Genomic DNA, 26,698 nt, shown 5'->3' on the forward strand with positions numbered 1-26,698 from the left:
ATTCAGCATATCCCGGCAACCCGACCATTCGTCGGCTGGGCCGCGCACCTCCTCTTGACACCAATTGAGCTCTGCGCGAATATTATTTATATCGCATACGATTCAAACGCATACGACAGACAAATACCACCTATTGAAACGTTGAGGATTCATTCCATGAGCAAGATCGAAAGAGTACTGGTTACCGGCAAGACCCACACCACGTTCAGCGACGCAACCCGTGCCCACGGCAAGCTCGACATCGAGCTGTCGTCGCCAGGCAACGCGAAACCGGCCCACGTGTTCGCAGCCACTCAACCGCACCCGACCGCCGAGCAACTGTTCGCCGGCGCATGGTCGGCCTGCTACACCGCCGCCGTCGGGCTGGTGGCCGGAGAAATGAACGGTGCTGCCGTCTGATCTGTCCGTCGACATCGAAGTCGATCTGGGTCAAACCGGTCCGGCCTATTTCCTTCAGGCTCGATTGACCCTGCGTGTGCCTGGTTTGTCCCACGACGTCGCTACGACACTGGCGCACACCGCCGATCAAATCTGCCCGTACTCGAAAGCGACGCGGGGTAACATTGACGTGGCCCTGAACGTCCTCACGGCTTGACGCACCGCGCGGCGTTGCTATCGATCGGCATTGTCGATACACCACATATATCGCATACGCTTTAAGCGCACACGTATTACAAACCAAACACAACGTTGAGGACTCAACCATGAACAAGATCGAAAAAGTCCTGGCCACAGGCAAAACCCACACGACGTTCAGCGACGGTGACAACTCTTCCTGCGGCCTCGCCATCCAGCTCTCGTCGCCTGGAAACCCTAGACTGGCACACGAGTTCGCAGCCATTGTGCCGCACCCAACGGCAGAGCAGTTTTTCGCCGGCGCATGGTCGGCCTGCTACACCGCTGCCGTCGAGCTGGCGGCGAAAAATATGAAGGTGACGCTGCCGCCCAATCTGGCCGTTGATATTGAAGTTGATCTGGGCCAAACCGGTCCGGCCTACTTCCTCCAAGCCCGGCTGACTCTTCGCGTGCCAGGCTTGACACAAGAGGTCGCGACAGAGCTGGCGCACGCCGCAGACCAAATCTGCCCGTACTCGAAGGCAACGCGCGGCAATATCGACGTGGTCATCAACGCCCTGACCGCATGATGCACCGTACGACCGGTTCGACTTTCGCCGCCGAATCGGTCGCCGCTGTCAGTTAGAGTCGTTCCGACACAATCGCATACGAGGTATATTTCACTTTTTTGCGAGCCATCCGTTTTTGGCCAACGAGGATGCACATGAAATCCACCGACAACGCCGCCCCCGACAACCTGAAGCTTTCCGAATTCCTGTGTTTTGCGGTCTATTCCACCAACCTGGCCTTCGGCAAGGCTTACAAGCCGATACTCGAGCAGCTTGGGCTGACCTATACGCAATACATCACCATCGTCGCGCTGTGGGAGGAAGACAATCAGACCGTGGGCAGCCTGGGCGAGAAGCTGTTTCTGGAATCGAACACCCTGACCCCGATCCTGAAGAAGCTGGAAGCGATGGGCTTTTTGCAAAGGCAGCGCGATCCCGAGGACGAGCGCCAGGTGCGGATCAGCCTGACGAAGAACGGTCGACAGCTGCGCGAAAGCCAACCGGAAATGGGCCTCGCCGACGCGACGGGCCTGACGCTCGACGAGTTCACGACCATGCAGAAGGCGATCGTGAAGCTGCGCAACAATCTCATCAAGTCGACGAAAGCCGGGGAATGAGCCGGCACAACGATCTGGACATTCTCAAGCGCGCGAACTAGCGCGCCACTTCATCCCGCACCACCCCGCGCTCCTCCAGCAAGCGCACAAACATGGTCAGACTTTGCGACACCGTCCCCCGGCGCCACACCAGCCAGGTGCGCAAATAGCGGAACGATTCCGATAACGGCCAGACGCTCACCGTGGTGCATCCGGGCATGCTGTTGAGCATGCTGCGGGGCATCAGTGCCAGACCTGCTCCGGCGCTGACGCACGCCAGCATGCCGTGGTAGGACTCCATTTCGAAAATCTTGCCGGGCACCGCCGCGTCTTTGGCGAACCAGCTTTCGAAGTGGTGGCGGTAAGAGCAATTGGAGCGGAAGGCATAGATGTTTTCGCCATTAACATCCCGCGCGCGATGAATGGGGGAATGGTTGAGCGGTGCGATCACCACCATCTCTTCCTCAAACGCTGGCACGCCTTCCAGTGCCGGGTGCAGCACCGATCCATCGACAAACGCTGCCGCCAATCGGCCAGACAACACCCCGTCGATCATGGTCCCCGAAGGTCCGGTGGACAGGTCCAGCTCGACCTTGGCGTGTTTCTGGTTATACGCGGCCAACAGCTCAGGGATACGCACCGCAGCGGTGCTCTCCAGTGACCCCAGCGGAAACGAACCCTGCGGTTCTTCGCCCGCCACCGTCGCGCGGGCCTCCTGGACCAGGTCGAGAATACGCCGGGCATAGTCTAGAAAACTCCAGCCGGCCGGCGACAAGCGCAGACGGCTCTTCTCGCGGATAAACAGGTCCACGCCCAGATCCAGCTCCAGTTGCTTGATCCGCGTCGTCAGGTTCGACGGCACCCGATGGATGTGCTGAGCCGCCGCGCTGATGCTGCCGTGCTCGGCGACGGCTTTGAAAATTTCCAGCTGAACCAGATCCAAGTCATTCTCCAAACGTGAACGATATGCTCAGTATTATTCAGTTTCCAGAAAACAAACACCACCGTAACCTGAGCGCATCCCCACCTCGCAGGACGGTGCCATGACTCAAGTTTCCAGCCTCACCCATGCCATTTCGATCAATCCCGCCAACGGCGAGCAGATCGGCCACTACCCTTTCGAATCCGCATCGACACTTGACGATGCCCTGTCCCGCGCCGCTGCCGGGTTCCGCGTCTGGCGCAGCAAACCGGTTGATCAACGTTCGCAGTTGTTGATCACCCTGGCTCAGGCATTGCGCAACAACGCCGCCGCGATGGCGAACATGATCACCCTGGAAATGGGCAAGCCGATCACTCAGGCCCGCGGCGAAATCGAAAAGTGCGCGCAACTCTGCGAATGGTACGCCGAACACGGCCCGGCGATGCTGAGCGCGGAACCGACGCTGGTTGAAGGTGGTAAAGCGCGCATCGAATATCGCCCGCTCGGCCCGATTCTCGCGGTGATGCCGTGGAACTTCCCGATCTGGCAGGTTCTGCGCGGCGCGGTTCCAGCGTTGATCGCCGGCAACACCTACGTGCTCAAACATGCGCCCAACGTGATGGGCAGCGCTTATCTGTTGCGGGAGGCCTTCAAGCAAGCCGACTTCCCCGAAGGTGTCTTCGAGGTCATCAATGTCACGCCGGACGGCGTCTCCACCGCGATCGCCGATCCACGCATTGCGGCAGTGACCCTCACCGGCAGCGTGCGAGCCGGCATCGCCATCGGCGCTCAAGCCGGTGCGGCGTTGAAGAAGTGTGTGCTCGAACTGGGCGGCTCCGATCCGTTCATCGTCCTTAACGATGCCGACCTCGACGAAGCGGTCAAAGCCGCCGTGATTGGCCGCTACCAGAACACCGGGCAAGTTTGCGCGGCGGCCAAACGCTTGATCGTCGAGCAAGGCATCGTCGAGGAATTCACGCGCAAGTTCGTCGAAGCCACGCAAAAACTGGTGGTCGGCGATCCACTGGCCTCCGACACTTACATCGGTCCGATGGCTCGCTTTGATCTGCGTGATGAACTGGATCAACAGGTGCGCGACACCCTGGAAGAAGGCGCGACGTTGCTGATGGGCGGCAAGAAGGCTGAAAGCCCTGGCAACTTTTACGAGCCCACGGTCTTCGGTGATGTCACCGACCAGATGACCTCGTTCAAACAGGAACTGTTTGGCCCGGTGGCCTCGATCATCACCGCACGAGATGCCGCGCATGCATTGGCACTGGCGAATGACAGTGAATTCGGCCTCGCCTCAACCATTTACACACGCAACATCGAGCTTGCCGAGCAGATGGCCGGTGAGCTGGAAACCGGCGGCGTGTTTATCAATGGCTATTGCGCGTCCGATCCGCGTGTCACCTTCGGCGGCGTGAAGAAAAGCGGCTTTGGTCGTGAGCTTTCGCATTTCGGTGTGCGTGAGTTCTGCAATGCCCAGACGGTGTGGCTGGATCGGCACTGATTGCATAACGATGCCCGGGAGCTTTTTGGCTCCCGGGCTCACGCGCTATTCGTTCAGGTAATACAGCTTGTTCACAATCATCCAGCGGTAATTGATGTTTAGTAGCGACAGGTAATCGGTAAATCGCATGCCGAGATATTCATCAGTAACTTTTACCGCGGCGGCATCGCCCGTGACATCGACGCTGAGTACTTCCCAAAACGGTTTGACCTCTTTGGCTGCCGGCCCCTCCGCCTTGATCGCGCTGATAAATTCCTCCAGGGATGCCCATTCAAGCTTTTCTTCGTAATGGCCAATGATGCGGCAAGAAGGATGAAAGGCCTGTCGCAGCAAGGCTTCATCGGCGAACACCATGCCTTCTACATAATTGCGGACCACCACGTTGATGTGTTCTTTAGCCAGCAGTTGAGTCGTCATGTCATACCTCCAGCGTTATCGTTCTCGCACCGCCGGATCAGGTTGTTCGATCATCCATCCCACCCTGAAAGTCTAGCACCGCCCGCTTAACCGTCCCGGACGGCGACTATGCTGATGGGGGTCACTTGCCTTTCGAGGAGCTGAAAGATGTCACTGACTCTTTACTACCATCCCTTGTCGTCGTTCTGCCACAAAGTGCTCATCGCGCTCTACGAAAACGCTGTCGAATTCGAGAAGCGGTTCATCGATCTCGCCAACGATGCCGACAGAGCAGAGTTGCAAGCGCTGTGGCCGCTCGGCAAATTCCCGGTCATCCGCGACCACGCTCGCCAGCGCAACGTGGCGGAGACCACGATCATCATCGAATACCTGGACCGATTTTATGCGGGGGAACATCCACTCGTTCCCAACGATTGGGACACCGCGCTGGAGGTCCGTCTGTGGGACCGTGTCTGCGACCACTATCTACAAACGCCGCTACAACAGATTGTGTTTGATCGCCTGCGCGGCGCTCACGGCGAATTGACCAGAGAACGTTCCACACTGCAGACCGCGTACGGCATGTTCGACCATCAGATGGCGTCCAGAATTTGGCTCGCCAGTGAAGATTTCAGTCTGGCCGATTGCGCCGCGGCCCCGGCACTGTTCTATGCCAGCACGCTTGAGCCGTTCCCCGACAACTATGGCCATTTGAAAGCCTATTTCGACAGGCTGATGAACAGACCGTCCGTCCAGCGGGTCATCGATGAAGCCAAACCCTGGTTTTCGTTTTATCCGTTTGCGGAGGCCATCCCGGAGCGATTTCGCCAGGCGCCGGACAACACCTGACAGGCCTCGAAAGTTCGCCTACCCGACCACGTCGATCAGCTGCTCGCGCTGCGCCCCCGTCAGCATCGGACCGAAACCGGCACCGGCATTTTCTGCCATGTAACGCGGGTTGCCGGTGCCGGGGATCACGCAGGTCACCGCCGAATGCGTCAGCAGGAACTTCAGCGCCAGTTGCGCCCAGCTATTGACCCTCACATCCGCGGCCCAGCGCGGTAACGGTTTGTCCTTCAAGCGGGCGAGCAAATCACCGCCGCCGAAGGGCCGATTGCAGATCACCGCCACGCCTCGCTCGCGACACAGCGGCAGGATGCGTTTCTCGACGCCGCGATCGTCCAGGGCATAGTTGATCTGCAAAAAGTCCAACGGCTCGGCCTTGAGTACCGCTTCCACCTCGTCATACGCCGACGCCGTGTAATGGGTGATGCCGATGTAACGAATGCGCCCTTCTTCCTTCCATTTGCGCAGCGTGGGCAAATGGGTTTTCCAGTCCAGCAGGTTGTGAATCTGCATCAGGTCGATCCGATCGGTCTGCAGCAGTTTGAAGGACTGTTCCATCTGCGAGATGCCTTCTTCGCGGCCACGGGTCCACACCTTGGTGGCCAGAAACGCCGGCGATCGCGGTTCATGAATCGACAGCAGTTCACCGGTCGTCTGTTCGGCGCGACCGTACATCGGCGAACTGTCGATCACCTTCCCGCCCTTCTCGAACAACGCGCGCAGCACAGCAGGCAGCTGCTTGTAGGCGGGGCTTGAAGGCTCGACATCAAAACCGCGATACGTGCCCAGCCCAACGATCGGTAAGAGTTCGGCGCTGGATGGAATGGCCCGGGTCAGCATGTTCTTGCCTCCTGTTTCGGTCGACGGCGTGGATGCTGCAAAAGCCGGATCGAAGGTGAAAACCGCCGAAGCACCGGCCGCCAGCGTGAGTATTTTTCGACGCGTGTACCCGTCAGTGTGGCTCATGGAATTGTCCGCTATCGGTCTACTACACTCTGACAGCGATCAAGCGATAGCCGTCTTCAGGCCAGAGCCGTCAATGCCGCCCACTAAAGTTAGCCGAATGTCACGAACTCTGGTGTCCCTCGTCGTCATCATTGCCGTTTTGTATCTGGCACTCTGCGCTGCGCTGTTCATCTTCCAGCGCGCCCTCATCTACTTCCCGCAACCCCGCGCTGTCGGCACCTCGGCAACGCTGCTCACACTGTCGGTCGACGACGCTCAGGTGCTGGTCTCCGTCAGGCCGCACGAGGGGTCCAAAGCATTGATCTATTTCGGTGGAAATGCCGAGGACGTCTCCCGCAGTCTGCCTTCGTTTTCCGAAGCCTTTCCCGATCACGCCCTCTACTTGCTGCACTACCGAGGCTACGGTGGCAGTTCCGGATCGCCCTCCGAGGAGATGATCTCGCGCGACGCCATGACCTTGTTTGACCTGGTCTACACCACACATCCACACATTACGGTGGTCGGTCGCAGCCTGGGCTCGGGCGTCGCCGTGCGCCTCGCCAGCCAACGCCCGGCGGCGCGTCTGGTGCTGATCACGCCCTACAACAGTGTTTTAGAACTCGCCGCCCGGCAGTTCCCCATTTTCCCGGTGAAATGGTTGCTCAAGGACACCTTTGAATCCTGGAAGTACGCCGCCCACATCACGGTGCCAACGCTCCTGATCGCGGCGGAGCACGACGAAGTGATACCGCGTTCCAGCACTGAGAGGCTCTTCACGCATTTCGCCAACGGGGTGGCGTCGCTGAAGGTCATACCGGGTACGGGGCACAACTCCATTTCCGAGAGCCCCGAGTATCTCAAGGTGTTGGGCGATGGTTTGTAAGTGGCGGTGCCCGCCGCGCCCCCTGGTGAAAGTAGAGCAGGTTGCTATAAGCGCGCCGGGCCCATGTTTCTGGCGGGCAGTAGACATCCTCTGGAAACACGGTGACGGCCACCGGCAGCGTAATCTCGGTGGTCTTCTGTGCGGCCGAAGAAAGAGGGTTTCGCCCCATGTTCTCCCAGTAAAGCCCCCAGCAGCGAACCAGCGCCTGCAGCTGTGCCAGTTGTGCGCCCTGCGATCGATCGGAAACCGTCTCTTTGTCCGGCCAGCGTGTCGCCGCGATACGGTTGCGCAGATCGGCGAGTTCCTTGTCCGCAACATTGACGTGGAAGGGTTGAATGGCCTGGGTATCGGCGGCGGGAGCGGCGCTGGCGAGGGCCGAGACGCAAAGCGCGAGGGCGAAACGCTGAGCTTCACCCTTGCGATACCTTGCCCAATGTTGCGTAACAGGTCCGGCTCAGATCAGGTTGATCTCAACGTTGATGTTGCCCCGCGTGGTTTTGGAGTACGGACACAGCTTGTGCCCTTCATCCACGAGCGCCCGGGCCGTTTCGCGGGCCATTCCCGGCAGGCTGATGTTGAGGCGAGCCTGCAATTTGCCGGCAGCGACCTGCATCGCACCGATGAAGCAGGCTGACCAACCCGTGGCGAACAACTGCTCCGGATTGGTGCCATCACCCTTGGTGCCAGGGGACGAAAGCTTGACTTCGAGTCGTCCATCATCACTGCGTGAATGGATTCGCCACTCGTCAGGGCGCTTGCATCACCTGCGGCGGACTGGACCTTTCAATATAGATGGCGGTGGGCGACTTTAAATTATGAATAAGCACCAATCACCCACTTAACTTTTTCAAGCGCCTCACGCAGTGCACCCAACTCTGCCGACCCCAGCGCCAGGCGAATCGCATGCGGTATATGAGCAGAAGTGGCAAAAGGCTCAGCGGTGGAAACCGCCACTTTTTCACGCAGCAGCGCCGCGGCGATCTGGTCTGCCCTCGCATCTTCAGACAACGGCAGCCAAAGAAAATAGGACGACGGGTGACCAACGCACGCAAGCCCCGCCAGCACTTCTGCTGCGATGGCTTGCCTGGCCTGTGCATCCAGGCGTTTTTCAGCTTCCAGTTGCATGACCGTGCCATCGTCGAGCCACGTGCTCGCGATCGCCGTCAGCACGCCCGGGGTATTCCAGGTGGTCGCCCTGATCGTTCGCTCCAGCGCGGGCACTTTTTCGGTCGGGGCTGCGACGAAGCCTACGCGCAGTCCCGTGGCCACGCTTTTGGAGAGCCCTGAAACGTAAACGGTCCGCTCGGGTGCGAGTTGCGCTATCGGTGCCGGCGGATCCTCGGCAAGGAAGGCATAAGCGGCGTCCTCGATGATGAGCAAGTCATGCCTGCGCGCAATTGTCACCAGCGAATCGCGCTGATCGGCACTCATCACCCACCCCAGCGGATTGTGCAGCGTCGGCATCGAGTACACCGCCCGCACGCGGCGACTCCGGCACAGACGATCCAGCGCTTCCAGATCAGAGCCCTTCTCGGTCACGGGAATGGGCACGATTTCAAGGTGCAAGGCTTCGGCCAGTACGATGAATCCTGAATAGGTCAGCGCATCCGCTGCAATCACATCACCGGGTTGCAGCAGCGCCATCATCGTCACGGCCAGCCCATGCTGAGCACCACTGACCATTAACACTTGCTCGGCATCCACTGTCAGCCCTCGGGCGAGTAAATGGCGTGCAACAGAAGCACGCTCATGCAGGCGCCCGGCGTGTGGCTGGTAGCGCAACAAGGATTCCAGATCTCCGCCCGAGGCGAGCTGGCGCAGTGCATTTCGCAAGAGCTCTGCCTGCCCTGGCAGCGAGGGATAGTTGAAGTTGAGGTCGGTCATGCCCACGGCAACGTTTTTCTGGTCGATACCCAAGCCCGGCGGCAACGCCGTCTCCCGCACGAACGTGCCTCGCCCCGTCTCGCCGCTGACCAGGCCCATGGCTTCGAGCTCTGCATAGACCCGAGAGGCGGTCACCAATGCCAGCCCCTCTGTTGCCGCCAGCTGGCGATGCGTCGGCAACCGCGTGCCCGGCAACAATCGGCCTGACCGGATGTCAGCCGCAAAAGCATCCACTAATGACTTGTACCGTGAGCGAGGCATGTCGAGATGTATCCATGACAATTTTTTGATTGTAGTGATCGTCGATCATACGATGGATCTCTGCAAATTCAGAGTGCCCTGAAATGGAACGGACCCTGCAAAACCCAATGACGGAAAAGACCGCGAGCGGATGGCTCAACGGATTTATCGGCGTGCTGATTTTCAGCGGCTCGCTGCCGGCCACACGGTTGGCCGTGCTGGAATTCGATCCGGTTTTCCTGACCGTTGCCCGAGCGGCGATTGCCGGGCTCCTGGCGCTTTGCATGCTGGTGCTGTTTAAAGAAAAGCGTCCTGCCAAGCGTCAGCTTTTGCCCTTAGTGATAGTGGCAATGGGCGTTGTAGTGGGGTTTCCGCTGCTGACGGCGCTGGCGCTTCAGTACGTGACGTCGGCGCATTCCATCGTCTTCGTTGGCTTGTTGCCACTCGCCACTGCGGTATTCGGCGTGTTGCGCGGCGGAGAGCGTCCACGGCCGGTGTTCTGGTTCTTCTCGGTGCTGGGCAGCGCATTGGTTGTGGGGTTTGCGGTCTCCCAAGGCCTGACCGCTTCGCCGACAGGCGACATTCTAATGCTGCTGGCCATCCTTGCCTGCGGGCTGGGTTATGCAGAAGGCGCCAAGCTTTCAAGAACTCTGGGAGGTTGGCAGGTGATCTCTTGGGCACTGGTGCTGTCGCTGCCCGTCATGGTCCCGCTGAGCTGGTTCATGGCCCCTGCTTCGTTCTCGGGAATCACCCCATCCGCGTGGTTCAGCCTGGCGTACGTATCGATCTTCAGCATGCTGATTGGTTTCGTATTCTGGTACCGCGGGCTGGCCCAAGGCGGGATTGCTGCCGTCGGCCAACTGCAACTGCTGCAGCCGTTTTTTGGTTTGGCGCTGGCGGCCACGCTGCTTCACGAACACGTCAGCCTCGGCATGCTGGGGGTTACCGTCGCGGTGATCCTTTGCGTGGCCGGGGCGCGAAAGTTTTCGAAGTGAGCGGGCGCGACAAGCGTTGTTGCCAGTTTCCGCCATTGGCGCGCTGGCATTCTTCTTCAGAATCGAACTGCACATGGGCCGAGACCGGGCTGACGAGAACGTCCGCTTCGTTTAATGCATTGGCAGTCAACTCGACCATGCGCTCGCCCTGCCCACTGGCCAGTGCCTGATCCTTATTGGCCTGCGTATCAAAGACCCAGATGACCCTCAGGCTGGAGGGGAACACCTCGTAATCGACCTCGTGGGTCAGCCAGCAGAACCCGACGATTTCCACTTTGGCCGTCTCACACGCCTCAGTCAGGGTGGCAATCAGGCGACGCTCGATGTGCGCCTGATCGCGTTTGCTTAGCGGCATGATTGCGTCCTTGTGACAGGTAAAAAGAAGCCATCATACGACACCTCCATGTCCTCTTTGGCGGACGCACTGCGCCCAGCGCAAATATGTCTCTTGCACCCGTGAACCTTGTGTTGAAGCGCCAGTCATAGCCGAGCCGTGAGTTCCACTTGCCCGCTCAGAGCTATTCATCCATGCGCCAAACCCGCCTGTCCGTTCGCGTTGCCTCGCTCTGTTTCATTCCTCTGTTTTCCCTGTTCGCCAACACCGCCCACGCCGGTGCCGAAAGGCAGTTGGTGGAAGCCATCAACGACTACCGCGCTCACCCCGATCGCTGCTCGGGGCGCGCGGGGCGAGCGGGGCGAGCGTTATCGCCGCTGGCGTTGAAGTCGAACCTGGCCTTGCCGATCGGCTATGGCGGCGGATTGCGCGATCGATTGAAAGCGTCCGGTTATCAGGCGGTGACGGTGCGCACAATTCGCGTGGTCGGTGCGCAGGATGCCGATGAGGCCTTCGACATGCTCCAGAGTGATTACTGCGGAGCGTTGCTCGACACTCAATATGCCGACATTGGCGTCAGTCGCGCTCGGAGTGAGTGGCAGGTGGTGCTGGCGCAGCCCGTGCTGGACAGTCGCGTGGGTGATTCGCGAGCCGTCAGTAAAGCGTTGCTGGCACAGGTCAATGCGACACGCTCAAAGCCGCGCCTCTGCGGTCGTCAGCGCTTCGCTGCCGCACGGCCATTGGCCTGGAACGCAGCCCTGGGCGCTGCAGCGCAAGGGCACAGCAAAGCAATGGCCTACGGCAACTACTTCGCCCACCAGGACCCCGACGGTGAGATGCCCGCAGACCGGGCCAGAGCCGCCGGTTTCCGTGGCCGGCAGATCGGTGAGAACATCGCCGCCGGCCAGGGCTCACCGAGCAAGGCGATGTCGGGCTGGCTGGGCAGCCCGGGGCATTGCGCCAACCTGATGAATCCGATGTTTACTCAGATGGGTGCAGCCTATGCGGCGGATGCGCGTAGCGATGAAGGCGTTTATTGGACGATGTTGTTTGGCGCGCCGTGAGTGATTGAGCGGCGTCTCATTTGGGGCGCCGCACCGCCCTCACCTTTCCACTGCCACCGCCGCCGCAGAAAAACTGCTCGTCGCCGTCCGATTCAAGCCCCGACACCCCGACGCCGGCCGGCAGTTTCACGCTCTCCAGCACCTCGCCGGTGGTCGAATCGATATGGCGTAACTCACTCTCGTCTTCTTCCCAGGTGCCATGCCACAGCTGACCTTCGACCCAGGTCACCCCGGTGACAAAGCGGTTGGATTCAAGGGTGCGCAGAATCGCGCCGTTCTCGGGATCGATCTGATGAATCTTGCGATCCCGATACTCGCCGACCCACAGCGTCCCTTCCGCCCACGTCAGCCCTGAGTCACTGTCGCCAGGCGCCGGAATAGTTGCGAGTACACGGCCGGTCTGCGGGTCAATTTTCTGGATGCGATCCTCAGCGATCTGGAACAGGTGCTGGCCGTCGAAGGCGGTGCCGGCATGGGCGGCGACATCGATTGAACGCAGTGTCTTGCCACTCGCCGGGTCCAGGGCGTTAAGTTTGTCGCCGGTGGCAAACCACACGTGCTGGCCGTCCCAGGTGACGCCATGCACCTTGTCGACACCGGCAAAGGGTCCATATTCACGGAGGATTTGAGCTGCTGACTGTTTCATATTGGCATTCCTCGTTACGGGTGGGTGGCGTTCATCCTAGTCACCCGGCAGTGGCACCGGGAGTAACAAGGTCGTCGCGAAACCCGGCACCGGCGGGGTCATCCAGCGACGTGCCCGGCCGCGACCGAACGACTGCACCTTGCCCGCGCGGGCCAATTCCTCGAGTGCCCGTTGCACTGTCCGCTGGCTGGCACCGAGGGCCAGTGCCAGGGCCGAGCTCGACCACGACTCACCGTCGACGAGGAAAGCGAACACCTCCGCGTGTTTCTCTTCGACGTGTTGCGCCAGCACCACAACGTCAGAGGCAACCAGCGACACCAGCGCAAAACCACGTTGGGTTGCAGTGACGCCGGCCAAGGGTTTCAGCGCCGCGCGCAGTCGCCCGACTTCGACTCTCAACCGCGCGCGAAGGGACTCATCGGCGTGCTTCATACGAAAGGCCCGGGCAATCAGCGTTTCCCTCGACACGTCGGCCGGCCATGCTTCGGCCAGTGCTCGTGCGAGGGCGAACAAGACCGGGCGTGTGGCGAGGGGAACCGACATGCCGGCGCCACGCACGACGTAGCGACAGGCGTCCACAACCAACGACGTGGACGCCAGCAACGCTTCAACCTCATCCAGCAACAGAGGCCGCTCTTCGCCATGGGCAATCAAACGCGCGACGGGCGTGTTCAGGACAAGGGCAGCGTTTTCCACCTCGGCCGTCAGCGCAGGAATATCGGCGTCGCGCGCGGCGTGCTCGGCCCTGGTGAGTGCAGACCGCGCCTTGTTCGTCTCGAGTCGTCGCATCGCGATCCCCGCCACGACCAGTTCGTGGGCGGCGTGCAATGCTGGCGGTAATGGCGCGGGGTCAAGCTCGGCGAGCAGCACGTCAGCCTCTTCGAGATGCCCGATCAGCAGCAAACGCCGAATCTGCAGATACCGCGCATGAGCAGCGTTCACTCGATCGCCGTGCGTCTCAAGCGTCACCCGCGCCGATTCGAGTGCCTTCACCGGCCAGCCCAGCTCCCGGGAGGCCAGCGCGATCTCGGCCTCGGCGACCACACAGCGCGCCCGAGCCAAGGCCTCCTTCGGACCGAAGGCTCGCGCGGCCCTCTGCACCAGCGCCTTGGCTCGCACCAGATCGCCGAGTTGCGCCATCGCAATCCCGCGCAACGCCAGCGCTGGCGCATCGTCGCGCAACGCAACCCGGTTCAGCGCGCCGAGCGGATCACCCGCTGCCAGCGCCTGTGCTGCGGCCGTGATCAGCGAGTCCATCCCAATTCCGCCACTGTTGTCGCTCCTACCGTCGGATGTCCGGTGTTTAGTCTAATTCACGATCCTCCACCAGGCTCTTCCAGAAGCGCTCGCAACGCTTGTTTCGCAGCACGACGGAGCACGCTTTATCTACGCACATGGGATTTCCATACTGACGGCTTCGGTAAGTAACCGCATGTTTATCAGTGCCACCCGGCGCCCGTCCGGCGCCAACCGCTCCTCAACCCCATACGGAACAAACCCAAGCTGCGGATACAGAAGCAGCCCCGCCGTATTCTCGTTGAAACACGACAGCTGCACCTCGCGTGCCCGATGACGCTCAAACGCCAGCCCCACCATCGTCTGCAGCAAAAACTTCGCGATCCCTTTCCCCCGAGCCTTGGGCGACACGATCACATTGCCGATCGCGCAAACACCATCGCGCTCAAACCTGTAAAAGTTAGCAAAGCCCATCACAGAACCGTCCGCCTCAACCACCGTTGAGTCGCAACGTTGAGCAATCGATGCCTGCAGTTGATCCTCCGTCAGCGGGTACTGCGCCTTCGGGAACATAAAAAACAGCTCTTGGGGATTTTGGGGGAAATCGCAAATCGTCAGGACATCTTCAGCGCTGACGGGACGGTAGGTGAGGTGCATGGTTTGGATCCATCCAAGAATGTGCGTAAGTAACGGCTTTCCCGCGACTATGCTTCAAATAGACGCGGGGCCTTCCCCTGATACCCGTAAAAGGATCTGCCTATCATGACCCAATACTCACCCTATTAGCTGACTTCCCAACTGGGGTCTAACCTTACTCGAGCGCCGGCACCATAAGCCGGCCGGTCAAGAGCTGATAAGGAGATAGGAATGGGTCAGAAGCCTGACTAAACCTGCCGTAGGCCACCGTGCGGGCAACTCGATTGCCGCTGTTCAGAATTCCCGTGTGATCAAAACAATCAGTTGATCAAACTGCTGGCCCTGCAGCCTGTGTCATTGGTTTCGCCCGTTGCTGTTTAACGCCCACGCAGGGCCGGATAGCCGGATGAATACGACCAAAGGTAGCTCACACATGGCAAACGAATCGAAATGCCCGTTCCTTAGCGCCGCTGGCGGTGGCACGACAAACCGCGACTGGTGGCCGAACCAACTGAATCTGAAGATCATCCATCAGCACTCGTCCCTGTCCGACCCCATGGACGAGGACTTCAACTACGCCGAAGCATTCAAAAGTCTGGACTTTGAAGCAGTCAAAAGAGACCTGACTGCGTTGATGACCGATTCCCAGGACTGGTGGCCGGCGGACTTCGGTCACTACGGGCCACTCTTCATTCGCATGGCCTGGCACGCCGCCGGTACGTACCGCACCGGTGACGGTCGTGGTGGCGCCGGTTCCGGTCAGCAACGCTTCGCGCCGCTCAACAGTTGGCCGGACAACGTCAGCCTCGACAAAGCACGGCGACTGCTCTGGCCGATCAAGCAAAAGTACGGTCGTAAAATTTCCTGGGCGGATCTGATCGTCCTCACCGGCAACGTCGCGCTGGAGTCCATGGGCTTCAAGACCTTTGGTTTTTCCGGTGGCCGTCCGGACGTTTGGGAACCGGATGAGGACGTCTACTGGGGCTCGGAAAACAAGTGGCTGGGCGGCGACACCCGCTACGGCAAAAAAAACGAACCCATGCAAGAGCCCGGCGAAGGCCCGCTCGTTGCAGAGCCGGGGGAAAATGAGGAGAGCCGCACCGACCAGGGGCGCTTCCTGGAGAACCCGCTCGCCGCCGTGCAAATGGGCCTGATCTATGTGAACCCGGAAGGCCCGGAAGGTAACCCCGACCCGGTCGCTGCCGGGAAGGACATTCGCGAAACCTTCGCGCGCATGGCGATGAATGACGAAGAAACCGTGGCACTGATCGCCGGCGGCCACGCCTTCGGCAAGACCCACGGCGCAGGACCTGCCGACAATGTCGGCGCCGAGCCCGAAGCCGCTGGCCTCGAAGCCCAAGGCTTTGGCTGGAAGAACAGCTTCGGCACCGGCAAGGGCCCTGACACCATTACCAGCGGCCTGGAAGTAACCTGGACCACCACGCCCACCCGGTGGAGCAACAATTATCTGGAAAACCTGTTCGGCTTCGAGTGGGAACTGAGTAAAAGCCCGGCCGGTGCGAACCAGTGGATACCGAAAAACGGCGCCGGTGCCGGCATCATTCCGGATGCTCACGACCCGTCCAAGCGTCGTAATCCGACCATGCTGACCACCGACCTGTCACTGCGATTCGACCCGATCTATGAACCCATTTCGCGGCGCTTCCTGGCCAATCCAGACCAGTTGGCCGACGCGTTCGCCCGCGCCTGGTTCAAGCTGATCCACCGCGACATGGGCCCCCTCTCCCGCTACCTCGGCCCGGAAATGCCGAATGAAGAGCTGATTTGGCAAGATCCGATTCCAGAGGTCGACCATCCTTTGGTCACCGACAGCGATGTCGCTGCACTCAAAAGCAAACTTCTGGCCTCAGGCCTGTCAGTCTCGCAGCTTGTATCAACGGCTTGGGCGGCAGCTTCCACTTTCCGCGGCTCCGACAAACGCGGCGGTGCCAACGGTGCGCGTTTGCGTCTGGCGCCGCAGAAGTTCTGGCAGGCCAACCAGCCTGACCAACTGGCGAATGTACTGGCAAAACTCGAAGGTATCCAGAGCGAGTTCAACAACAGCGGCAAGAAGATCTCGCTGGCAGACCTGATCGTGCTGGCCGGTAACGCCGGCGTCGAACAGGCAGCGAAAAATGCCGGTCAAACCGTGACAGTGCCGTTCACACCAGGACGGATGGACGCCTCCCAAGAGCAGACGGACGTGGAGTCTTTCGGCTTCCTCGAACCCATCGCCGATGGCTTCCGCAACTACCTCAAAGGCAGATACAGCGTAGCGGCCGAGCAGCTGTTGATCGACAAGGCGCAACTGCTGAGCCTCACCGCGCCAGAAATGACCGCGCTCATTGGCGGCATGCGCGTGCTGAATACCAACGTCGGACAAACCAGACACGGTGTGTTCACCCAGCAGCCGGAAGCGTTGACCAACGACTTCTTCAAAAACCTGCTGGACATGGGCGTGGAATGGAAACCTGTGTCGGAGGCTAATGAGGAGTTTGAAGGGCGCGATCGCAAAACCGGCGAAGTGAAGTGGACCGGCACCCGCGTCGATCTCGTCTTCGGCTCGAATGCGCAGTTGCGGGCCTTGGCGGAAGTCTATGCAACCGCTGATGCGCAGGAGAAGTTCGTCAAAGACTTCGTAGCCGCCTGGGCCAAAGTGATGGACCTGGATCGCTTCGACCTTAAGTAACACGAGCGGTATCGCTGAAACTGCAACGCCTCCCACTGCGGAGGCGTTGTGCTTTTTGTCACTTGACGCTTCACGCCGTTAGATGGGAAAACGTGGGTGCCCGGATGCAAGCGTTGGGTTCATACAAGAATCAAGGAAGACTCATCAACACCATGAAAACCCTCCTGAGTTTGCTGATCGCCACCGGCGTCGGCACCGCGCTGCAATATGCCGGCCTCCCCCATGGCCTGTTGCTGGGTTCGATATTCGCCACCGCGTTGATCGCCAGCAATTTGCGTTTTTCCCCCACGCTGCCCTTCAGCCTTGGCTACGTGCAAATCGTGTTGGGAATCGCGACCGGTCTGATGTTCACGTCGTGGAACAGCCAAACGGCGGCCGCTATGTTGCCAAGCCTGGGCTTCATGCTGCTGGGCTTGATGGTCCAGAGCACCGTGGCCGGTTTGTGGCTGCTCAAGGTCTCGGGATGGAACCCGAAGGACTCCCTGTTAGCCGTGTATCCGGGTGCACTCGCCGCCGTGTTCGATTTGCTCGAGTCCGAGCGCGCGTCCAGCAAGGTGATCGTCGTGCACCTGGTGCGACTGCTGTCGATCACCGTGCTGGTCAGTTTTTGCATTCCCGGACAGACCGACGTGGCACTTGCCGAGAGCAGCCCGCTGCTCATGAGTACCGCGCTGACCCTGCTGTCGCTGATCGCCTTGTGCCTGTTGCTCGGCCGCTTGCTGTTGCGCGCCGGCGTTCCGGCACCGTTCATGCTCACCGCGATCATCGTCACCGGCGTCTATATCAAGCTGGGCTATCTCCAGGCCTTCCTCCTGCCGTCATGGAGTGTCGACACCGCCGTGGTCCTGCTCGGTGTGCTGATTGGCTCGAAATTCAAAGACATTAGCCTCGCAGAACTTGTCCGCCACGGACGGGCCGGGCTGATGGCCGTCGCCTTGATGTTGCTGATCGCAGCGGCGTTTGCCGCAGTGGCCGCGCGGGTTCTGGGCAGCGATCCCCTGTCGTTGTGGCTGGCGTACATGCCTGGCGCCATCGAAACCATCGCCCTCGTCGCCTTCAGTGGCGGGCTGAACGTGGTGTTCATCCTGACCCATCACCTGGTGCGAATGGTCGTGCTGCACTTTGCGCCAGCGTTGGTCGTACAGGCACGGCGCTGGCGGGAGGATGTTTGAACGCTGGAAGGACTAAGTGGGAGAGATCGTGGCCAGGGCACCAATCAGAATGGTCAACACCAGAAATCCACCCAGGAAAATCGCCATCTTGCCCATTGGGCCTCCTACATTTTGAGTTTGCGGTGCAGCGGTTGCCGCGACTGCGGAGCGTGCCGTTATTGTGAGCCAGCGGCGGTGTGCGTTACAGATGCAGATAGCGCGGGAAAATACGGATCAGAGCACCGAATTGGGGCTAGATCGCCTTTAAACGCCGGTCAATTCAGCCAGGATTTATTTATGCCGCTGAGCTTTCATAAAATGCACGCCAATGGCGATGACTTCGTTATTGTGGACTCGCGAAACGCGGCCAATCCAATGACAAGTACCCTGGCTCGGCGAATGGGTGATCGGCACCGAGGAGTCGGATTCAATCAACTCGCGGTGGTGCTCGATTGCGATGATGCAGATGCGCGTTTGATGTTTTGGAATGCAGATGGCTCCACGCTGGACGTTTGTGGCAGCGCAACGCGGGGCGCCGCGGATATGCTGATGCGCGAATCAAATACCACTTCGATAGCGCTCCGAACCAACCGTGGTCTACTCACTTGCGAACGAACCTCTACCGGCGCAATTTCCGTCAACATGGGGGAACCGCTCTTCAGCTGGTCAGATATTCCCCTGGCTCTGGAACTGGACACTGCTGCTTTGCCTCTTGCTGGTGACCCAACAGCTTGCAGCATGGGAAATCCTCACTGCACCTATTTTGTGGATGATCTAACAGCCCTTGATATAGCGACAATCGGCCCGACAATCGAAACCCATCCCCTATTTCCCCTCAGGACGAACGTGCATTTCGTCCAGATCATTAACCGGAAGCACATTCGGTTGCGCATCTGGGAGCGCTGGGGTGGTATTCCGCTCGGTTCGGGTTCCTGCTCTTGTGGCGCCGCTGTTAACGGAATTCGTCGTGGCTTGTTAGACCATTCCGTTGAGGTTGAATGTGATGGCGGGACCGTAACGGTTCAATGGGATGGTGTGGGACCTGTCTTTCTTATCGGACCGGTAGAGACAACTTTTTCGGGAATGATCACGGATAACTTATTGCAAGGCTTATAGCGGCTATATCGTGGCAAACAGTGGATTTAATATTCCTACAAAGGAGTCGACAAAGGACAAAAGTACACCTTTCTCCCCTGCCGCCACCGACGTCAGCTCAACAACCAGCGCGACATCAGACGCGTCGTCAACGGCATCAACCCGTAGACCATACTGAATGACACCACCCCGGCAACCGCCACCTTGAATAACCAGATCGGCAGACGCAGATCGGACAGTTCAAGCAGAGCCGCCAACACCCAAGGCACAAAAACGGTCAATGGCAATACGATCATCCAGGACAATAACCATTGCTTCCATCGCTCGACGGGCACCCGTCCTTGCAGCGGCTCAAACCAGAATTTTGAATCATCGTCGGTACGGTGGTAGTCCTGCCGCAGCCAGGGCAACGACTCGCGCAACAAGGCATGACGGACCCGGGATTCCAGCCAGGCCGTGACATGCCCCTTGCTGACAAAGCGCAGGATGATTGCGTAGCGCAAGTGCGAGCCGACCGGTTTGACCACATCCGTCGCCAGGTAACCCGGAAACTGCTGATGGGCGTCGATGGCCTTGTTCATCCATTGCTCATACAACGCCTGATACTGCCGATTGACCTCATGCACAATCACACTGACACCGATTTCAGCGTCCATGCTCATGGTTGCTGCCGCCGGAGCATGGCCCGCTGGTAGAGGCGTTCGCGCGCCAGAATCATCGGGTCGCGACTGGGGGCGATGCCATCGGGCAACCGCCCGGGGTTAAAATCAAGGCGCTGCTGGGCGAGCTGTTGTTTCTCGGCCGGGACAAGCGTATCGAGGGTCAGAATCCCCAGCTCGACTTCCTCATGGCTGCGTGACCAAGGGATCGAACCATTCTCGATGGCATCCCCCGGCGCCGCCAGTTGCACCACCAGACGTAACTTCACTGCCCCCCTGGCCAGTCGTGCGCCGATTTCGTCCTGCAAATAATCGGCTGGCATCGCGGCGGCTTGCTGATCACTCAATGCAGGCTCTGCCCGCAACGGTTCAATACGGTAGCGACCGATAAATACTTCACCCTGACGGTTGCTGAACACCAGGGCATTCACGCCAAAGTACTCGACACTGGAGTAACTGCTGGGCGCGGGCTTGGGTGCCTGAAGAAAATGCTCTGCGCGTGGATGACTGGCCAGAAAGGTTTGCAGCGGCAGCGGATCCGGCGGTGTGGCGACGTTGGCGGCAATGCCTTGCAAAAAACTCAGGAAGTCTTCGGGCGTGTCCACTGGAAAGCCGTTGAACGAGTGCGTCACGATATCCGTGAACTCACCGTCCGGCAGCGTAAAGCGAACGGCCAGGCCGTGAGGACTGGCCTGCGGATCGCCGTCCTCGGTGGCGGGCACGCCGCTGAAGTTGGAGAACCTCAGCACCACCGGCACCGGTTGCCCCTGCAAATGGGCAGCCCGGCTTAACATCGGGGCTGATGGAGAAGCCGCAAAGGTTCCGCGTAGCAATACACCCTTGGCATGGGTCGTGCGAAATCCCGGGTGATGGCCGAACGTCGCGGCGAGTGCGTCAAGTAAAGCGTCGTAAAGTCTGTCCTGGGACATGGGGGCACTTCTCATGGGCGACACATTATTCTGGTTGGCGGCAAAGGCAGAGGACGCGGCAAGCGTCCCTGCCAGCAGCATGCCGATCAATAATCGGGGTGGCTGCATTGGATTCAGCCTTGACGCAGGCCAGGATTGAGGGCGATGTGTTTGTACTCGACAAAGTCATCCATGGCCGCCACGCCGTTGAGGCGCCCCTGCCCCGACTGTTTAAAACCCCCTTCTTCGAACTCGTCGTAGACCACGGCCCAATCATTGACCCACACCGTGCCCGCCTCCAGCTCGCGGGCCACCCGCAGCGCGCGGTCGACATCGCGGGTCCAGACACTGGCCGCCAGACCGAACTCGCTGTTGTTGGCCAGTTCGATCCCCTCGGCTTCGCTGTCGAATACCTGCAGCGTCAGCACCGGGCCGAAGGTCTCGCGCTGGACGATGGCCATCTCGGGGTCACTGACCCGCAGCAGTGTCGGGCGATAGAACGCGCCCTTGGCCAAAGGCCCCTCGGTCACCGGGCCACCGCGAACGATGACCTGGGCACCGGCGGTAATCGCCTCCTTCACGATTTGATTGACCCGTTGCACGTTGGGCTTATCGATCAACGGACCCATTTCGCTGGCCGAATCCGCGGCGGGCCCCACACGCACGGCTTCCAGTCGCTCGGCCAGACGATCGGTCAACGCCGTGGCGATATCGCGTTGCACCAGCAGCCGCGAACCGGTCATGCAGAACTGACCGGCGAATACCGTCAGGGCTTTCACCAGAGTGGGTACTGCGGCATCAAGGTCGGCATCGTTAAACACCAGCATGGGCGTTTTTCCACCCAACTCCAGGCCAAAACGTTTGAGGTGCTGCGCCCCCACGGCTGAAATCGCCCGACCTGTGGTGGTGCTGCCGGTAAAACTGATCACCGGGACCCGGGGTGACTCCACCAAATGGATGGAGCCGGCCGCGCCATGCTCGCTGAACAGATTGATCACGCCGCGCGGCAGCGACAGCGCCTCGCTCATGATCCGGGCCACCAGGCAGTTGGTCTGGGCAGTTTGCCCGGGCATTTTGATGACCGTGGTGCAACCGGCCGCCAGCGCCGGTGCCAGCGAGCGAATCATCAGCACCACCGGCGAGTTCCACGGCACGATGATGCCCGCCACGCCTACCGCCTGACGAATCACCAACGATATCTTGCCGGGTTTTGGCTCGGCTGCTCGACCGTATTCGGCACGCGCCAGGGAGGCGTAATAGCGCAATTTGGAGGGCACCATGCTGACCTCGAACTCGGCTTCGGGTCTGATCTTGCCGTTTTCCAGCGCCAGGGTATCGATCAGCTCATCGGCGTTGCGCTCAAAGGCGTCCGCCAGCTCCAGCAAAACCTGAGCGCGCAATTGGCGGTCATCTTTCCAGGGTGTTTCGGCAAACGCCCGTTGCGCCGCTTCTATCCCTTGTTGCGCTTCGTTCAAGCCTCCTTCGGCGTATCGACCAATCAGCTCGTAGGTCGCAGGGTCGATGGATTCTTTGTAAACACCGGAGTCCAGCCATTGGCCGTCGATCCAGTTCAATACCGGAGTGCTGTTCATAGAGGCAGGTTCCTGAAGGTCAAACGTAAAGACGGGCAATGTGCTCGGCGGTGGCAATCACAGTGATGTTGGTGGCGACCGATGGCACGTCGGGGAAGATCGACGCGTCCACCACGCGCAACCTCTGCACACCGATGACCCGCGCTTGCAGGTCGACCACCGCCCGCGCATCCCCAGGCTTGCCCATCGGGGCCGTCGAGGTCGGGTGGTGATAGGTGTCGAGACTGGTTTTGACACTGGCCAGCAAGGCCTCGTCCGAATCGTTGCCTTGACCGGGGTTGAGCTCGGAATGGATCAACGAATTCAGAGGCCCCGTGGTGCCGATTTTGCGGGCCAGGCGGATGCCATCCAGCAGGCGCTGGCGATCCTTGGGCTCGGCGAGAAAATTCAAGTCGATGTTCGGTGCCACGAACGGATCGCGACTGGCCAGCGTCACCTTGCCCCGAGACAGTGGCCGGGTCAGGGCTACCGCGAGCACGAAGCCGACGCCGGTCGGGCTCTGATCATGGGGAAACAAGTGAGTGGCCGTGATATGCAGATCCAGCTCGCCATTCTCGGCAGAACGGCTGTGGGTCCAGAGTTTGGCCCCGATGGCGGGCGATTGGCTGCCGATCAGGTCAGGCCTGGCGGCATAGGCGTTGTAATAGAACGGGTGATCCACCAGGTTCTGCCCGACTGCAAGCTCGGCGACTTGTGGAATCTGCAAGGCACGCAGGTCCTCGCCAGGACCAATACCGGAACGCAACAGAATCGCGGCGCTGCCGTAGCTGCCAGCCGACAGGATGACTTCCCCGGCCAGCAGCTTCTCACCGTTACCCAGTTGCACACCGACCGCACGAGTACCGTCGAACAGCACTTTGTCCACCAGGCTGTCGGTACGGATATGCAGGTTGTCGCGGGCGCGCACCTCTTCGGTGAGATACGCCATGCCAGTGTTAACCCGCACGCCGTTGACGATGTTCATCGGGTACGGGCCCACGCCGTGGGCGTCAGCGCCGTCAAAATCCTCAATCACCCTGTAGCCATTGGCGAAGGTCGCGTAGATGAAGGCCCGCTGCATGGGAGTGACATCGGCCTTGCCGAGTTGATGCACCGGAAGCGGCCCTTCATGGCCGTGCAACGGGCTGGCACCACCGCTGTGGGTTTCCAGTTTTTTGAACGACGGCAGCAGCTCTTCATAGCTCCAGCCAGGCAGATCCCAGCGCTTGAAGTCGCTGGCACGGGCGCGGATGGCCACCGCTCCGTTGATCGCCGAACTCCCTCCCAGCACCTTGCCACGCAAGGTGCCGATGGGATGATCGATGTAACCCGGTCGGCTCTTGTAACCCCATTCGAACTCAGGATTGGCATTGGCACCGACGATGTCACTGCTGGCAATGATCTCGGGGTAGTTGTGTGGACTGTAGCTGTGGCCCGCCTCAAGCAATACCACCTGACGCTGGTTGTTCTCGCTCAAACGGCGAGCCAACACCGCGCCTGCCGAGCCACCACCGACAATAATCACATCAACCGCAGTGCCATGAGCGGCACGCTTGCCGGTACTGCCGCTTGACTCCAACGCCTGCGCCAAACCACTGCCCGTCGCCAACGTAGCGGCGGCCACAACACCGCCGGCCAGAACAGCACGGCGAGCAGGATTGTTAAGGGTACTCTTCATCCGTCTTCTTCCCTGTCAGACGCCAGGATGCGTCTGTTGGGAAAAAGCATATGGGAGGGTGCGCAGACTCATAAGCCGGCAAAAGACGATTCTACGTTTCGTTATTCTCGAACGAATCAACGCTGTGGTTGCGAGTGAGCCGTCAGCATTTGCTCCCACACCGGCGGGCTGCCGATCTGCTCGATGAGGAAGTTGATCAGCGCCTGAAGTTTGGGCGAAGCTCTCTGGGATCGTCGGTAAACCGCCGAGATGTTGCCGCCGCGTGGGGCATAAGGCGCGAGTACCTCCTTAAGTTCACCGGCGACAATCGCCTGCGCCGCCAGGAAGGTCGGCAAAATCGCCAGGCCCATACCGGCCTTGGCGGCTTCCAAAAGTTGATGGCCATTATTGGTGCGCATACGGCAACGGACACGGAAAGATTCCAAGGTGTTGTTCACCGGCAGCGTCCACATGCCGTGGGGTTCGCGATTCACATAGAGCATGGCGAAATGCTGGGCCAGCTCTTGCGGTGTTTGCGGTGTGCCGTGAGCGGCCAGGTAATCCGGACTCGCACAGATGATGTGACGGTTGGGCGTAATGGTCTTGGCGACCAGGGAGGAGTCAGGCAACTCGCCGATGCGGATGGCCGCGTCATACTGCTCTTCGTGCAGGTTGACGTGGCGGTCATCAAACTCGACATCCAGCCGCAACTCGGGGTAACGCACCGCGAAGGACGACAGAATCGGCGTCAGGTAGCGAATGCTGAAGGCCATCGGCGCGGCAAGCCGCAGGACCCCGCGCAAACTCGATTGAAACGCCAACACTGCATCTTCGGCATCTTCGACATCGGCCAGAATACGCACGCAATAACGGTAAAACACCTCGCCCGACTCAGTCAGCCGGGCCTGACGGCCACGCTCCAACAAGATGCTGCCCAGGCGCTTTTCCAATTGCTGGATCCGCAGGCTGACCATTGACTTGGCGATACCCAAACGCCGCGCGGCTTCAGAAATACTGCCGGTGTCCACCACCATGACGAAAGAATGCATCTCGGACAGTTTGTTCAAGTTTTAGTAATCCAGAGAAAGTCGGGAGCATGCCTTCCAGATGGCATGCCCCCTCAAGGTTTTTTATGCGGACTGGCGGGATTTTTTAATGGCATCGGACAACTTTTCCGCCGTCATGATGACGGTCGGGTTCAAGTTGATCAGCGGGATCTCGGGGAAAATAGACGCATCAATAACGCGTAGCCCTTCTATGCCGTAAACACGCCCCTCCTCATCCACCACGGCGTTTGGGTCATCCGGCAATCCCATCGGGGCCGTCGAACTAGAGTGCTGCAAAGTGCCCACACCTTTGGCCAGCGCGGCACGAATTTGCTCATCACTGTCGTCAGTGGATGAGCCTGGATAGAGTTCTTCCACGATCATGCTTTTAAGCGGCTCCGTGTTGGCCAGTTTTCTGGCCAGACGGAAGCACTCGATCATCCTGTTCATATCATCCTCACTGGTCAGGTGATTCAGTTCGATAACCGGTGCCTCTTCGGGATCGCGACTTTTCAAACGCAGGCGACCGTGGGACGTGCAATGCATCAGTTCCAGACCCAGCGAAAACGCGACACCTGTCGGACTGCTGGCGGGATCGAGTAAATGCGAGGGAGAAATAGCGATATCCAGTTCCTTATCCGAACCGGCATAGGATGAGTGGGCCCACAACTGCGCACCCACCACCGGATGATCCTGCCCCTTCAACGCTTCAGTTCCACTGAAATTCATCCAGAAGAACGCATGATCGAGCAGTCGAACACCGACCGGCGCCTCTTTGACCAAGGGAATATCCAATGCTTCAAGATCTGCCCAGGGACCGATGCCTGAACGTAAAAGAATGGCAGCAGAGCCATAGGCGCCAGCGCTTAGAATAACTTCTTTGCCGTGGACTTTTTCACCTCCGGCCAACAACACGGACTGAACCTTGCCGCCTTCAATCAACACTTTGTCGATGAGGCTTTGATCCAGGATTGTCAGGTTTTGGCGAGCGCGTACTTCACGGGTGAGATAGGCCATCCCGGTGTTAACGCGCACACCGTTGATGACGTTCATTGGAATGGGGCCGGCGCCGTTATTGGCCTCTGGGTCATTAAAGTCGTCAACTTTGTTGGCTCCGCAAGCCCATGCCGCCTCGACCATTGCGCGCTGTACAGGAGTGATGTACTCCAATGACATTTGGTGAATCGGCAGCGGCCCGCTGCGGCCGTGCCATTCTTCTTCACCGTGCGGGGTGCGCTCCATTTTTTTGTAATAGGGCAGCACCTCTTCAAAGCTCCAGCCTTTCAGGCCTTTGGCAGTGAAGCGCGCAAAGTCAAAAGGCAACGCACGGCAGGCAACGGCGCCATTGATGGCGGAACTCCCGCCCAATACTTTTCCACGCGGAACGTAGACCGCTTGTGGTTGATCGACCGGCGTTGCGAAATACCCCCACTCATAACGTCCATCCGCGTTGGCGGCGATGATATTGCTGCTGTAGATCGCTTCTGGATATTCATCGGGTTCAAAGGCTCGACCCGCCTCAACCAACAGAACACTAAGTTGTTGGTCTTCCGACAAACGTGCCGCCAATACGGCGCCGGCAGAACCGCCACCCAGAATGACAAAGTCGAATACCTTGCTATTTACAGTCATCTTTCATATCCCTATTTATTGATCTAGCGA

24 protein-coding genes and 3 pseudogenes are annotated in these 26,698 nt (G+C 59.6%); 11 read left to right on the top strand and 16 right to left on the bottom strand.

What is annotated here, in order from left to right; genetic code table 11:
• Positions 1-156 precede the first annotated feature (156 nt).
• The 3 genes and pseudogenes from FQ187_RS12015 to FQ187_RS12025 all read left to right on the top strand — a co-directional run bounded on the left by FQ187_RS12015 (position 157) and on the right by FQ187_RS12025 (position 1,741).
• Positions 157-595 (top strand): annotated as a pseudogene (locus tag FQ187_RS12015) (Ohr family peroxiredoxin).
• 109 nt (positions 596-704) lie between these two features.
• A complete protein-coding gene (locus FQ187_RS12020) occupies positions 705-1,145 on the top strand; it encodes an Ohr family peroxiredoxin (protein WP_149629631.1) in 441 nt (146 codons plus the stop codon).
• A gap of 134 nt (positions 1,146-1,279) precedes the next feature.
• A complete protein-coding gene (locus tag FQ187_RS12025) occupies positions 1,280-1,741 on the top strand; it encodes a MarR family winged helix-turn-helix transcriptional regulator (protein ID WP_149629632.1) in 462 nt (153 codons plus the stop codon).
• 37 nt (positions 1,742-1,778) lie between these two features.
• Here the strand turns inward: FQ187_RS12025 and FQ187_RS12030 are convergent, their stop codons facing one another.
• Positions 1,779-2,663 (bottom strand): LysR family transcriptional regulator, encoded by an 885-nt coding sequence (locus tag FQ187_RS12030; RefSeq protein ID WP_149629633.1) that lies wholly within the window; start codon positions 2,661-2,663, stop codon positions 1,779-1,781.
• A 100-nt stretch (positions 2,664-2,763) separates the two neighbouring features.
• Here FQ187_RS12030 and FQ187_RS12035 point away from each other — a divergent pair, with 100 nt between their 5' ends.
• Entirely contained in the window at positions 2,764-4,155 is a 1,392-nt protein-coding gene (locus FQ187_RS12035; RefSeq protein ID WP_149629634.1) for an aldehyde dehydrogenase family protein, read from the top strand.
• A gap of 45 nt (positions 4,156-4,200) precedes the next feature.
• On the opposite strand, the gene FQ187_RS12040 is transcribed toward FQ187_RS12035, so the two are convergent.
• The gene (locus tag FQ187_RS12040) at positions 4,201-4,572 is read right to left on the bottom strand and encodes a nuclear transport factor 2 family protein (RefSeq protein ID WP_178082689.1); all 372 of its coding nucleotides are present in this window, start codon (positions 4,570-4,572) and stop codon (positions 4,201-4,203) included.
• A 147-nt stretch (positions 4,573-4,719) separates the two neighbouring features.
• Between FQ187_RS12040 and FQ187_RS12045 the strand changes: the two genes are divergently transcribed.
• Positions 4,720-5,400, top strand: a complete 681-nt coding sequence (locus FQ187_RS12045) for a glutathione S-transferase family protein (protein WP_149629635.1) — start codon at positions 4,720-4,722, stop codon at positions 5,398-5,400.
• 18 nt (positions 5,401-5,418) lie between these two features.
• On the opposite strand, the gene FQ187_RS12050 is transcribed toward FQ187_RS12045, so the two are convergent.
• Positions 5,419-6,363 carry an aldo/keto reductase gene (locus FQ187_RS12050; protein ID WP_149629636.1) on the bottom strand — a complete coding sequence of 315 codons (945 nt, stop codon included), beginning with the start codon at positions 6,361-6,363 and terminating at the stop codon, positions 5,419-5,421.
• 73 nt (positions 6,364-6,436) lie between these two features.
• Here FQ187_RS12050 and FQ187_RS12055 point away from each other — a divergent pair, with 73 nt between their 5' ends.
• A complete protein-coding gene (locus FQ187_RS12055) occupies positions 6,437-7,225 on the top strand; it encodes an alpha/beta hydrolase (RefSeq protein WP_149629637.1) in 789 nt (262 codons plus the stop codon).
• Here FQ187_RS12055 and FQ187_RS30730 read toward each other — a convergent pair.
• The 3 genes and pseudogenes from FQ187_RS30730 to FQ187_RS12070 all read right to left on the bottom strand — a co-directional run.
• Positions 7,200-7,604: pseudogene (locus tag FQ187_RS30730) on the bottom strand (epoxide hydrolase N-terminal domain-containing protein); the annotation flags it as partial. The gene FQ187_RS12055 and the pseudogene FQ187_RS30730 overlap by 26 nt on opposite strands.
• Positions 7,605-7,679: 75 nt before the next feature.
• Positions 7,680-7,955: pseudogene (locus FQ187_RS12065) on the bottom strand (peroxiredoxin); the annotation flags it as partial.
• Between the two features lie 83 nt (positions 7,956-8,038).
• A complete protein-coding gene (locus tag FQ187_RS12070; RefSeq protein WP_149629639.1) occupies positions 8,039-9,370 on the bottom strand; it encodes a PLP-dependent aminotransferase family protein in 1,332 nt (443 codons plus the stop codon).
• 83 nt (positions 9,371-9,453) lie between these two features.
• Between FQ187_RS12070 and FQ187_RS12075 the strand changes: the two genes are divergently transcribed.
• Positions 9,454-10,344 carry a DMT family transporter gene (locus tag FQ187_RS12075; RefSeq protein WP_149629640.1) on the top strand — a complete coding sequence of 297 codons (891 nt, stop codon included), beginning with the start codon at positions 9,454-9,456 and terminating at the stop codon, positions 10,342-10,344.
• On the opposite strand, the gene FQ187_RS12080 is transcribed toward FQ187_RS12075, so the two are convergent.
• Positions 10,292-10,699 (bottom strand): hypothetical protein, encoded by a 408-nt coding sequence (locus FQ187_RS12080; RefSeq protein ID WP_149629641.1) that lies wholly within the window; start codon positions 10,697-10,699, stop codon positions 10,292-10,294. The genes FQ187_RS12075 and FQ187_RS12080 overlap by 53 nt on opposite strands.
• Positions 10,700-10,872: 173 nt before the next feature.
• Between FQ187_RS12080 and FQ187_RS12085 the strand changes: the two genes are divergently transcribed.
• On the top strand, positions 10,873-11,742 hold the full coding sequence (locus FQ187_RS12085; RefSeq protein ID WP_149629642.1) for a CAP domain-containing protein: 870 nt from the start codon (positions 10,873-10,875) through the stop codon (positions 11,740-11,742).
• A 16-nt stretch (positions 11,743-11,758) separates the two neighbouring features.
• On the opposite strand, the gene FQ187_RS12090 is transcribed toward FQ187_RS12085, so the two are convergent.
• The 3 genes from FQ187_RS12090 to FQ187_RS12100 form a co-directional block, all read right to left on the bottom strand.
• A complete protein-coding gene (locus tag FQ187_RS12090) occupies positions 11,759-12,388 on the bottom strand; it encodes a glutaminyl-peptide cyclotransferase (RefSeq protein WP_149629643.1) in 630 nt (209 codons plus the stop codon).
• A gap of 36 nt (positions 12,389-12,424) precedes the next feature.
• Positions 12,425-13,645 carry a helix-turn-helix domain-containing protein gene (locus tag FQ187_RS12095; RefSeq protein WP_149629644.1) on the bottom strand — a complete coding sequence of 407 codons (1,221 nt, stop codon included), beginning with the start codon at positions 13,643-13,645 and terminating at the stop codon, positions 12,425-12,427.
• Between the two features lie 129 nt (positions 13,646-13,774).
• Positions 13,775-14,281, bottom strand: coding sequence for a GNAT family N-acetyltransferase (locus tag FQ187_RS12100; protein ID WP_149629645.1), 507 nt, complete (start codon positions 14,279-14,281; stop codon positions 13,775-13,777).
• 412 nt (positions 14,282-14,693) lie between these two features.
• On the opposite strand from FQ187_RS12100, the gene katG reads away from it, so the two are divergent.
• From katG to dapF, 3 genes are all read left to right on the top strand, one after another.
• Entirely contained in the window at positions 14,694-16,949 is a 2,256-nt protein-coding gene (gene katG / locus FQ187_RS12105) for a catalase/peroxidase HPI (protein WP_149629646.1), read from the top strand.
• A 152-nt stretch (positions 16,950-17,101) separates the two neighbouring features.
• A complete protein-coding gene (locus FQ187_RS12110) occupies positions 17,102-18,121 on the top strand; it encodes an AbrB family transcriptional regulator (RefSeq protein WP_149629647.1) in 1,020 nt (339 codons plus the stop codon).
• Between the two features lie 276 nt (positions 18,122-18,397).
• Complete coding sequence (gene dapF / locus FQ187_RS12115) at positions 18,398-19,216, top strand: diaminopimelate epimerase (RefSeq protein ID WP_149629648.1); 819 nt, start codon at positions 18,398-18,400, stop codon at positions 19,214-19,216.
• A 92-nt stretch (positions 19,217-19,308) separates the two neighbouring features.
• Here dapF and FQ187_RS12120 read toward each other — a convergent pair whose 3' ends face one another.
• From FQ187_RS12120 to FQ187_RS12145, 6 genes are all read right to left on the bottom strand, one after another.
• Positions 19,309-19,857, bottom strand: coding sequence for a hypothetical protein (locus FQ187_RS12120; protein WP_149629649.1), 549 nt, complete (start codon positions 19,855-19,857; stop codon positions 19,309-19,311).
• On the bottom strand, positions 19,854-20,783 hold the full coding sequence (locus tag FQ187_RS12125) for a catalase family peroxidase (RefSeq protein ID WP_149629650.1): 930 nt from the start codon (positions 20,781-20,783) through the stop codon (positions 19,854-19,856). Before FQ187_RS12125 ends, FQ187_RS12120 begins: the two co-directional genes overlap by 4 nt.
• Before the next feature lie 113 nt (positions 20,784-20,896).
• A complete protein-coding gene (locus FQ187_RS12130) occupies positions 20,897-22,354 on the bottom strand; it encodes an aldehyde dehydrogenase family protein (protein ID WP_149629651.1) in 1,458 nt (485 codons plus the stop codon).
• Positions 22,355-22,373: 19 nt separating this feature from the next.
• A complete protein-coding gene (locus tag FQ187_RS12135) occupies positions 22,374-24,011 on the bottom strand; it encodes a GMC family oxidoreductase (protein WP_149629652.1) in 1,638 nt (545 codons plus the stop codon).
• A gap of 116 nt (positions 24,012-24,127) precedes the next feature.
• Positions 24,128-25,057 (bottom strand): LysR family transcriptional regulator, encoded by a 930-nt coding sequence (locus tag FQ187_RS12140; RefSeq protein WP_149629653.1) that lies wholly within the window; start codon positions 25,055-25,057, stop codon positions 24,128-24,130.
• A gap of 63 nt (positions 25,058-25,120) precedes the next feature.
• Positions 25,121-26,668: a GMC family oxidoreductase gene (locus FQ187_RS12145; protein ID WP_149629654.1), complete on the bottom strand. Its 1,548-nt coding sequence runs from the start codon at positions 26,666-26,668 to the stop codon at positions 25,121-25,123.
• Between the last annotated feature and the right edge of the window lie 30 nt (positions 26,669-26,698).

It is taken from the genome of Pseudomonas sp. ANT_J28 (assembly GCF_008370005.1).
Taxonomy (GTDB): Bacteria; Pseudomonadota; Gammaproteobacteria; order Pseudomonadales; family Pseudomonadaceae; genus Aquipseudomonas; species Aquipseudomonas frigoris.